7 protein-coding genes are annotated in these 10,373 nt (G+C 68.4%); 3 read left to right on the top strand and 4 right to left on the bottom strand.

Annotated elements, in window-relative coordinates; all coding sequences use genetic code 11:
- Nucleotides 1-1,673 (bottom strand): TRAP transporter permease (locus NN4_RS35375; protein WP_147140366.1); only part of this gene is annotated, 1,673 nt, incomplete at its 3' end.
- A gap of 100 nt (nucleotides 1,674-1,773) precedes the next feature.
- Entirely contained in the window at nucleotides 1,774-2,757 is a 984-nt protein-coding gene (locus NN4_RS35370; protein ID WP_147140364.1) for a helix-turn-helix transcriptional regulator, read from the bottom strand.
- Between the two features lie 61 nt (nucleotides 2,758-2,818).
- On the opposite strand from NN4_RS35370, the gene NN4_RS35365 reads away from it, so the two are divergent.
- A complete protein-coding gene (locus NN4_RS35365) occupies nucleotides 2,819-5,104 on the top strand; it encodes an ATP-binding cassette domain-containing protein (RefSeq protein WP_246181259.1) in 2,286 nt (761 codons plus the stop codon).
- A 33-nt stretch (nucleotides 5,105-5,137) separates the two neighbouring features.
- On the opposite strand, the gene NN4_RS35360 is transcribed toward NN4_RS35365, so the two are convergent.
- Nucleotides 5,138-5,902, bottom strand: coding sequence for a tyrosine-protein phosphatase (locus NN4_RS35360; protein ID WP_147140360.1), 765 nt, complete (start codon nucleotides 5,900-5,902; stop codon nucleotides 5,138-5,140).
- Between the two features lie 159 nt (nucleotides 5,903-6,061).
- Here NN4_RS35360 and NN4_RS35355 point away from each other — a divergent pair, with 159 nt between their 5' ends.
- Both NN4_RS35355 and NN4_RS35350 read left to right on the top strand, forming a co-directional pair.
- Nucleotides 6,062-7,234: an MFS transporter gene (locus NN4_RS35355; RefSeq protein WP_344318938.1), complete on the top strand. Its 1,173-nt coding sequence runs from the start codon at nucleotides 6,062-6,064 to the stop codon at nucleotides 7,232-7,234.
- A 59-nt stretch (nucleotides 7,235-7,293) separates the two neighbouring features.
- Entirely contained in the window at nucleotides 7,294-8,181 is an 888-nt protein-coding gene (locus NN4_RS35350) for a glycoside hydrolase family protein (RefSeq protein WP_246181258.1), read from the top strand.
- An 11-nt stretch (nucleotides 8,182-8,192) separates the two neighbouring features.
- Here NN4_RS35350 and NN4_RS35345 read toward each other — a convergent pair whose 3' ends face one another.
- Nucleotides 8,193-10,340: a trehalose-6-phosphate synthase gene (locus NN4_RS35345; protein WP_147140356.1), complete on the bottom strand. Its 2,148-nt coding sequence runs from the start codon at nucleotides 10,338-10,340 to the stop codon at nucleotides 8,193-8,195.
- Between the last annotated feature and the right edge of the window lie 33 nt (nucleotides 10,341-10,373).

Here is a 10,373-nt window from a genome sequence, read left to right as displayed (position 1 = left end):
ACCGCGGCCGCGCCCACCGCGGCCAGCGCCGTCGGCGGCGTCACCTCCGACAACACCGAGTAGTAGAAGACGAACATGGCGGCCGCCGGGGGTGACACGTCGAGCGCGAGCAGCGCAGGTCCGATGATCGCCCAGCCGATGATGAACGACGCGGTCACCGGCACCGCGAGGCCGAGCAGTGCGAGCGCGATCGCGGCGAGCACGACGGTGCAGGCCAGCACCACGGTGTGGTTGTCGGACAACGCTCGCGCCGCCCGGACCAGCAGGGCGGCCAGCTGCGCGCCGAGACCCGTCTTGGTCGTCATCGCGGTGATCACGCCCGCCGAGGCACACACCGCGACCACCGGCAGCGCGGCGCGCACACCGCTGCCGATCGCGTAGAACACCCGCCGCGGCGAGCGCGCATTGGCGCGGGTACGCGGGTCGAGGAAGGAGAGTACGAAAGCCAGCACCGTCGCGTAGACGACGGCGCGGGTGGCGCTCACGTCGATCAGCAGCAGCACGACGATCGCGATGAGCGACAGGAAGTGGTAACCGAAGCGCAGCAGCAACCGCCAGGCCGAAACACCGTCCGTCTCCACCGGTTTGGTGCCCAACCGGCGCGCGTCGATCTCCACGGCCAGCAGGATGCCGAGATAGTAGAGAACCGTCGGGATCAAGGCCCAGCCGAGCACCGTGACGTAGGAGACCTCCAGGTACTCCGCGACGATGAACGCCGCGACCCCCAGGGTCGGCGGCGAAAGGATCGCGCCGACACCGGCGGCCGCGAGCATGCCGCCCGCCTGCTCCGGTGGATAGCCTGCCCGCTTGAGTATCGGCCAGGTGACCGCGCCGACCGTCACGGCCGTCGCGGTTCCGGAGCCCGACACCGTGCCGAGCAGGAAGCCCGACGCGACGGCGGTCCGTCCGGCCGCGCCGCGCGAGCGCCGGAACGCGGCCACCGAGAGGTCTACGAAAAACTGTGCCGCACCGGAGAATTCGAGGACGGCCCCGTACAGCGTGAACAGCACGATATAGGTGGCCGCGACATCCAGTGGCGTGCCGTAGAACCCGCTGCCCGAGTTGAACAGCGCGTCGACGATCTGCCCGAAGTCCAAGCCCGCGTGCGCGATCGTCCAGTCCTGCGGCAGGAACCCGCCGTAATACCCGTAGGCCACGAACACCAGGCAGACCGCGACGAGCACCCAGCCGGTGGTGCGTCGGCACGCCTCCAGCACGAGGATCAGCAGCACCGCGCCCATGCCGACGTCGACCGGATCGAGCAGTCCTTGCCGATCCAGGAAGGCGTTGTATCCGCCACCGCCGGAGCCGATCGTGAACGGCAGCACCGGATACAGGCACACCACCACGGCGACGACGGCGAGTAACCAATCGAAGACGCCGGGTCCGTCGGCTCGATCGAGCACCCGCACGCCGGACCGGTACGCCAGGAACACCATCGGCAAGGTTGCCGCCAGAAACACCACCAGGTAGTACTGGCTGCCCTGGGGCAACGGCCGAAATACCTGCCACACCACCAGCATCGCGACAACGAACGACGTCACCGCGACTATCCGCTCGGCCCAGCCGGTCAGTACCCGGGCGGGCTTCTCCTCATCATCGACCTCCAGCAAGGAGGGCCGATCTTCCACGGGCGCCTCGGCATCCAAACGCTCGCCCGCCGTGTTCGACATGGCGGAACGATAGCAACGCACGCCCGGTTGTATACGGGTATTGAAAACAGGGGTACCGGTCGCCTTTCAGTTTGCGGCCGGCCCGGGCAACCAGCGGGCGTCATCTCGGCTCGTCGTCCTGCGGATCTCCTGCCGCCCGAAGGAGTTTGGCGCCGAGATCGCGCAGCATGGTCTGCATCTCCGGCGGTTCCCGCACCTCGAACTCCACGCCGAGGTGGGCGATCCGCAGGGCGGTCCACTCCAGCGAGTCGGCGCTGGTGCGGATCAGGCAGCTGCGATCGTCGATCGGCTCGACCTCCTCGGGTCGCACGCGGAAAATCTCGGCTAATCGCTCGGCCGAGGCGTGCACCAGGATGACCACGCGGCGCGCCGGCCGGGAGTGGGCGAGCTGAGCGGTGACGAAGGCCGCGGCATCGGCGGCGGGTAATTCCCTTGGTGCGCACCGCACTCCGGTCGGAAAGGGGGCCTCGATCCGATCGACACGGAAGGTCCGCCAATCGGCCCGGTCGACGTCCCAGGCGACCAGGTACCAGCGGCGCCCCGCGGAGACGAGGCTGTGCGGCTCGGCGAATCGCTTGGTCTCCGCGTCACCCTTGTCCCGATAGCGGAAGCGGATCCGCTCGCCGTCGCGGGCCGCGGCGGCCAGGACGACCAAGGTCTGCGGGTCGACGCGCGGCCCGGTGGCCGGGCCACCCAGCGAGACCGTCGTCGAGTCGATGGCGTCCACCCGGCCGCGCAGCCGGGACGGCAGCACTTGCTGGAGTTTCACCAGGGCCCGCGCCGCCGACTCCTCGATGCCGGCGACCGAGCCTTGCGCGGCGCTGCGCAGGCCAAGGGTGATCGCCACCGCCTCCTCGTCGTCGAGCAACAGCGGCGGCAAGGCGGTCCCCGCTTCCAGGCGATATCCGCCGACCGCACCGAGGCTGGCGTGCACCGGATACTCCAGTTCACGCAGCCGCTCGATATCGCGGCGCACCGTGCGCACGGTGACGCCGAGGCGTTCGGCCAGCTCAGGGCCCGGCCATTCCCGGCGGGTCTGCAAAAGAGACAGCAATTGCAACAGTCGCGCGGCGGTCTCGGTCACTGTTTCAGTATGGCGGGCAATGAGGACCGATCCTGACCTCATTGCCACCTACCGTGGCGTTGTGAATGCAGAGCGAGACACCATCCAGATCGTCGGAGCCCGCGAGAACAACCTGCGCAACGTCTCCCTGGAGATCCCGAAGAGCAAGATCGTGGTCTTCACCGGCGTGTCCGGGTCCGGCAAATCGTCGATCGTGTTCGGCACCGTCGCGGTCGAGTCGCAGCGCCAGCTCAACGAGACCTACACCTGGTTCATCCGCAACCGGCTACCGAAGTACGAGCGCCCGGAGGCCGACGCGATCGACAATCTCGCCCCCGCAGTGGTGGTCGACCAGCGGCCGATCGGCGGCAACTCCCGCTCCACCGTCGGCACCATGACCGACATCCAGTCGATCATCCGGGTGTTGTTCTCCCGGCACAGCGAGCCGAGTGCCGGTGAGGCGACCAGCTATTCGTTCAACGACCCGCTCGGCATGTGCCAGGAATGCGGCGGGCTGGGCCACGTGGTGCGGCCGGACCTGGACAAGCTGCTCGACACCGACAAGTCGCTCAACGAAGGAGCGATCACCTTCCGGCCGTTCGCCATCGGCACCTTTCAGTGGCAGTTGTACGCCGAGTCGGGGCTTTTCGATCCGGACAAGCCGTTGCGCGACTTCACCGCCGAAGAGTGGCAACTGTTTCTGCGCGGCAACGGTTTTCGGGTACCACGGCCGAACAGGACCGGAAGTATGGGCAACAACGCCTACGAGGGTCTGCTCGAACGGTTCGATCGCCTCTACATCAAGCGCGATCTCGACGCGCTCTCGGACAAGAATCGGGCGGCGGCACGTGAAGTGGTCACCGAGGAGGTCTGCCCGGCCTGCGGCGGTGCGCGGCTCAACGCGGCGGCGTTGGCCAGCCGGATCGACGGGCTCGGCATCGCCGACTACGGCAGGTTCGAGGTGACGGATCTGATCGAGGTGCTCGGCGCCATCGGTGATCCGATCGCCCGGCCGATCGCCGAGGCCGCGATTGCCCGGCTGCGCCGGATCGAGGAGGTGGGCCTGGGCTACCTGTCGCTGGATCGGGAGACGTCGTCGCTGTCCGGTGGTGAGGCGCAACGGCTCAAAGTCGTTCGGCACCTCGGCTCCAGTCTCACCGGCATGACCTACATTTTCGACGAGCCGAGCGTCGGCATGCACCCGCGCGACGTGGGCCGGTTGAACAACCTGCTGGTCCAGTTGCGCGACAAGGGCAATACCGTGCTGGTGGTCGAGCACTCCCCCGACGTCATCGCGGTCGCCGACCATGTGGTGGACATGGGCCCCGGTGCGGGCGGGCACGGCGGACAGGTCATGTTCCAGGGCACGGTCAAAAAGCTGCGTGCCTCGGGCACGTTGACCGGTGAGCGGCTGCGCCGGGTGCAACCGGTCAAGGACGAGACTCGCCCGCCGACAGGATGGTTGAGTGTCACCGATGTCGCGTTGCACAACTTGAAGAACGTCACCGCGCGGTTCCCGACCGGTGTGCTCACCGCGATCACCGGTGTCGCGGGCTCGGGTAAGAGCACGCTGGTCTCCGGCGCGTTTCTGGCCGCGCACCCGGACGCGATCGCGGTGAACCAGTCGGCAATCCATGCGTCCCGGCGTTCCAGCCCGGCCACCTATATCGGCATCATGGATCCGCTGCGGCAGCTGTTCGCCAAGGAGCACGGGGTGAAGCCGGGCCTGTTCAGCTTCAACTCCGATGGCGCTTGTGCCGAATGCGGCGGCGCGGGAGTGATTTTCACCGATCTGGCGTACATGGATCCGATCACCACCGTGTGCCAGGTCTGCCACGGCAGGCGATTCCGGCCCGAGGTGCTCCGGTACACGGTGCGCGGTGCGTCCGTCGCCGACGTGCTGGACATGACCGCCGAGCAGGCCCTCGACTTCTGGGACGGGCACGCGGACAGCAAGATTCGGAAGCCGCTGCGGTCGCTGAACGATGTCGGGCTCGGCTACCTCACCCTCGGCCGTTCGCTCAGCTCGCTGTCGGGCGGGGAACGCCAGCGCATCAAGCTGGCCGACCATCTACACCGCAGCGGCGGCATCTACGTCCTCGACGAGCCGACCACCGGCTTGCACATGGCCGACGTCGACACGCTGATGTCGCTGCTCGACCGTCTGGTGGACGCGGGCAATACGGTCATCGTCATCGAGCACGACCTGGAGGTGGTCAAACGGGCGGACTGGGTCATCGACCTCGGCCCGGACGGCGGTAAGCACGGTGGGGAGATCGTGTTCACGGGCACGCCCGCCGCGCTGCTCGCCGCCGAGAACTCGATTACCGCCGACTATCTGCGGCGGAGCCTGGTCGATGCGGCATAGGAGGTTCTAGTCGCAGCGCTGGATCCGCGCCGATCAGGACTGCTCGACCATCGCGCGGCGCAGGGCGGCCAGTTCGAGGTCGGTGAGGCCGTTCGCCCGCAGCCAGCGGGCGGCGCCACCGTGGTCGGTGTGCAGGTCGCGCAGGAAGCGGCGCATCGGGGCCGGGTCGACGCCGAGGATTCCGGTCCGCACCGGCGGGAGACCTCGGTAGGAATGCAGGGCGTCGAGGCGGGCGCGGATGCGGACGATGCGTTCTGCGGTGAGGGCGTAGTCCGCGACGATGGCCTCGGCCTGCACGCCGACCGCGTCGAGCAGCACGGCGGCCAGGATGCCGGTGCGATCTTTGCCTGCGGCGCAATGGAACACGACCGAATGACGACGCGCGTCACCGATCAATCGTGCGGCGGACACCACGGAGTCGGCACTGCCGGAAAGCAGTTCGTGGTAGAGCTGCCGTAGATCGAACCGCTGCGCGTCCGGCACCGATTCGCTGGGTGCTGCCGTACTCGCCACTTTGCATACCGGCAGATTCACCAGCCGCACGGCGCTTTCGGCGAGCCTGCCGTACCCCTCCTGCGTAACCTCCAGTGGCGTCCGCAGATCCACGAGGGTCTGCAAACCCACCGGCCCGAGCAGATGGGCCAGGTCCGATTCGGACAACTGCTGGGGTGTGCTGGATCGATAGACAACACCGAAACGAGTTGCGCCGCCGCCCTGCACGGGCAGACCACCGAGATCGCGCGCATTGTCGATCTCGGCGAATTTCACCCACCGGCGCGAGGTGAGGTCGCTATCCATGACTGACTCTCTGCAAGCCCGGATCAACGCTCGCCGGGGTCGCACCACCAGTCTACGGCGAGCACAGCGTAAAGATGTTGCCGGGCGCTGGCTTTCGTGCTTCGCTGGCCGCTTCGTGACCTCGCGAGGGTCTGCTGAGAGGAGCACGCGCCGGTGCCGATGCTGACTTCGGGCCCATCCACCACCGACATCCGGTCGGCGCTGTGGTCGGTTCGGTTGACCTTCTTCCTCACCGGGTCGCTGTTCGCCACCTGGGTAGCGCGCACGCCGACGATCAAGGACGAGCTCGGGCTCGACGAAGCCGGGCTGGCAACAGCGTTCGCGGGGTTGAACATCGGGGCCGTACTCGGCCTGCAACTCGGCAAGTTCGTCACGCTGCGGTTCGGGAGCCGCGCCACGCTGCGCCTCGCGGTGCCGCCGTTCGCGCTGTCGCTGTCCGGACTGCTGGTCGCCGGGAACTTGGCCGGGCTGACGGCAGCGCTGCTCGTGTTCGCGGTGCTCAACAGTGTGGTGGACGTCGCGATGAACGCGCACGGGGTGGCCGTGGAGCAGGCCAGTGGGCGGCCGCTGCTGTCGGGCATCCACGCCTGTCACAGCCTGGGGATGATCGGCGGTTCGCTGGTCGGTGCGGCGGTCGAGCGGGCGCAGGTGACGCTGGCGGGCCACTTCCTCGGCGTCAGCGTGCTGGTCGCCGCCGCGGCCGTGCTCGGCGCGCGCGGGATGTTGCCGTCGGCCACCGACCGCACCGTGCGTGGCGCGGAGGTCGCCGGTGGGAGCGCACGGCGTTGGCCGACCAGGTTGATCGTCCTCGGCGTACTGGCGTTCTGCGTGGCGTTGGCCGAAGGCGCGGCCAATGATTGGACCGCCGTCTACCTGCGCGACGAGACGCACGCCAGCACCACGGTCGCGGCCCTGGGCTTCGCGCTGTTCGCCGGGTCGATGTGTGCCGGACGCCTGCTCGGCGATCAGCTCGTCGCCTGGTCCGGCCCGGTGCGGCCGTTCCTGATCGGCACCGTCGCGGCCGGACTCGGCCTGGGCACGGCACTGCTGATCGGGGACACCACCGCGGCGCTGATCGGGTTGGCGGTGTTCGGCCTCGGCATCTCCTGCACGCTGCCGCTGGCTTTCGCCGCGAGCGGCACCGTGGCCGGCGTCGCACCCGCCCGCGCCATCGCCAACGTGTCGTTCGTCGGCTATCTCGGCTTCTTCACCGGCCCCGTGCTGATCGGCTACGTCGCCCAAAGTCACGGTCTCACGGTCGGTCTCGCGATTCCGGTGCTGTTCGTCCTGGCGGCAGCGGCGGGCGCGGGAGCGCTGCGCACCCGGCACTGAACCGCATCGGTGCGGGTGATCAGCACAGCGGCGCGACCATGACGAGGATGATGGTGGGCATGGCGATACGCGATGTGGTGCGTGCGGGCGCCTTCACCCGGATCTACGATCCCGGTCTCGGCGAGTCCGAGCCGTGGTACATCAACGATCACACCATCGTTCGGGCCGCGGGTGGCCGGTGGCATCTGTTCGGGATCACGCATCCCGAGCCGGCGGATCCGTTCGACGAGACGGAGTTCGCGCATGCGACCGCGGACGACCTGTTCGGGCCGTGGACCAAGCAGCCGTCCGCGTTGCACGTCGACCCGGACTACGGGGAGACGCATCTGTGGGCGCCGTTCGTCATCGCGGCGCACCGGCGCTACTACATGTTCTATGCGGGCGGCGGCACGGACCGGACCGCCGCCGCGATCAACCTGGCCACCTCGACCGATCTGTTCCACTGGGCGCGTACGCGTTCCGGTCCGCTGTTCCAGGACGGTTACGACGCTCGCGACCCGATGGTGGCCCGGGTCGGCGACCAGTGGGTGATGTATTACTGCGCGACCAGCGAACCTGCGGGCGGTCATCATGTGGTCGCGTACCGCACCAGCACCGATCTCGTGCACTGGGGCGAACGACATATCGCCTACACCGACCCGACCAAAGGCACCGAGGCGGGAAATACCGAGTCCCCCTTCGTCGTCCAGGACAACGGCTGGTGGTACCTGTTCATCGGCCCGCGCCCGCGCTATGTCGGCACCGATGTGTTCCGCAGCGACAGCCCTTTTCGCTTCCGGATCGGCGACAAGATCGGTCATATCGCCGCGCACGCCGCCGAAGTGGTGCACGACGACCACCGCTGGTGGGTGACAAGGGCGGGGTGGGGGCAGGGCGGGGTCCACCTCGCTCGGCTCAGCTTCCCGCCGCCACGCGACCCGCATGCGGTGAATGCCGTGCCGAGGTAACCTGATTCGGCTCAGGCGGCCCGGCCAGTGGACTCAGTGCGCCGGGCATTCTGGATGGCGGCGATTATCTCGGCGGCCCACTCGATCGGATTGTGCTGCCCGAGTAGTTCACTCAGACAGGCCAGTCGCTCCCCGCGTTGCGCGGGCGGCAGATTCAGCGCATGCAGCAGCGTGTCGACCAGATCCGTCGGCGAATTCGGTTCGGTGAGCAAGGCTCCGGCCGCCAACTGTGCGGCAGCACCGGTGTGCCGCGAGAGCACCAGCACACCGCAACCGCCGACAGCTGCCTGCGCCGCGATGAATTCCTTGGCGGTCAGGTTCATCCCGTCCTGCAGCGACGTCACCCAGAACACGTCCGCGGCGAGATAGTGGTCGACGACCTCGGGAAAGCTCAAGAACTCCGGGAAGTATTCGATGGGTTGCCAGCCGCCGGTCGACCAGGCGCTATTGACCTCGGCGATCCGGCGCTCGAGCAGCTGCCTGGTCGCGTCGTAGGCGGTGAGGCCGGGCTCCGGTGGCGGGCAGACGAGCCGGAACCGGAGCGCCTCGCGCAGTTCGGGCTGGCGGGCCAGCAGCTCGCCGATCGCGTCGACCTTCTGCACCGGGGCTTTGATGTAATCCAGGCGTTCGACCGAAAGCACCACGTGCCCTTCGCGTTTCCGGCAACCGAGCGGACGGCTGCGGGCCAGCTGCTCGATCGCGGCGCGGTCGATGCCCAGTGGGTGGACGCCGACCACGGGTAGTCGGGCGTGATCGGTGAGTGACCCGAGGAAGCGGTCGGCGAAGACCTCGGTGTGGAAGCCGGCCCAGTCCAGTCCACCGAGGGACGTGCGGATCTCGGCGGCCGGCGGCAGCGCGGCGAAGACGTCCGGGTCAGGAAAGGGTGTGTGGTGGAACAGGCCGACCCGCAGGTCCGGTCGCGTCTCGCGCAGCCGGCCCGGCACCAGCCACAGGTTGTAGTCGTGCAGCCATACGGTCGCGCCCGGCGCCGCGTGCGCGCTGATGTGGTCGGCGAAGCGCCGGTTCACCGCGCGATACTCGGCCCAGGCGGCGGGATCGAAACGCGCGCGGTGCGGTTGCGACATCAGCACCGGCCACAGCGCTTCCTTGCAGGCCCGGTGGAAGTATCCGCTCCATTCGGCCGAGGTCAGCGGCAGAAAGGCCAGGGGCAGGCCGGTGTCGTGATCGTCGAGGTGCGCGGCGGATTGGTGGGGTTCGATGACGACGCCCGCCGCCCACACGGCCCGCAGATTTCCGGTGAACACACTGTGCAGGGTCGGCAGGATGCCATTGGGGCTCGATGGGCTGCGCCAGCCGTCAGGCGTCCAGGTGATCGGCGCGCGGTGGTAGCCCACCACCAGCGGGAAGTCTGGCTCGATCCAGCCGAGATCCTGTAGGGCGGTCAGGATTCCGGCGGCGCCGGGCAGATCCGGCCGATGTGCCGCGTCGGCGGCGGGCACCGCGCTCAGCAGGTTACTTTCGGCGTTGCCGACGATCACACCGTGGGCGCCGCGGCCGAACATCGAACGGTCGTTGGCCGAGTCGCCCGCGACCAGCACCGCGTCCATCGACCAGCCCCATTGCGTGGCGAGCGCGACGAGCGCGTTGCCCTTGCTCGCGTGGGCGGGCAGGACGTCGAAGTAAGTGTCGGCCGAGTATTGCCACGAGCAACCCAGCGCGTGCACGGCGTCGATCAGTGCTGGTGTCAAGCCCGCGGGCGGCAAGTGGAACGAGCAACGTCCGTCCTGCGGCACACCGTGCTGGTAGGTGAGCGCTGGAAAGTGGCGCAGGGCAGCGCGTACGCGCTCGCCACCGGGCCAGCCCGCGCGCAGTGCCGTTTGCAGCGCGGTGACCGGGGTGAGGTCCGCCCCGTCGATGATGCTCGCGCCGACGTCGGCGATGATCCATCGTGGCTGCGGGACAACAGGGTCGCGCAGTACCTCACGGATCGATTCGAGGCCGCGCCCGGTCGCGAAGACCACCGTGACCTCGGGATGCCGGATCAGCGCGTTGCGCAGTCGCAGCCGATCGGTGGGAGTACCGCCCAGCAGGGTGCCGTCGAGATCGGTGACCAGGATCTTTCCGGGACCCCCGCGGCATCGTTCGCCGGGTGAACTTGCTTCCGGCTCAACAGTTTTGGAACCCTCGCCGGTTGCCATCTACGCAACGATAGCAGGAACGCATCAAGAAAC

Origin of the sequence: Nocardia ninae NBRC 108245 (assembly GCF_007990755.1) — a bacterium.
GTDB classification, from domain to species: Bacteria; Actinomycetota; Actinomycetes; order Mycobacteriales; family Mycobacteriaceae; genus Nocardia; species Nocardia ninae.
The sequence above is the reverse complement of the archived record's forward strand: the minus strand, read 5'-3'. Positions and strand labels throughout refer to the sequence as shown.

What these genes read in the sequence shown, in the direction of transcription:
- NN4_RS35360 (WP_147140360.1), bottom strand. Translation starts at nt 5,902, where the DNA reads ATGGATAGCGACCTCACCTCGCGCCGGTGGGTGAAATTCGCCGAGATC.
- NN4_RS35355 (WP_344318938.1), top strand. Translation starts at nt 6,062, where the DNA reads ATGCTGACTTCGGGCCCATCCACCACCGACATCCGGTCGGCGCTGTGG.
- NN4_RS35350 (WP_246181258.1), top strand. Translation starts at nt 7,294, where the DNA reads ATGGCGATACGCGATGTGGTGCGTGCGGGCGCCTTCACCCGGATCTAC.
- NN4_RS35345 (WP_147140356.1), bottom strand. Translation starts at nt 10,340, where the DNA reads ATGGCAACCGGCGAGGGTTCCAAAACTGTTGAGCCGGAAGCAAGTTCA.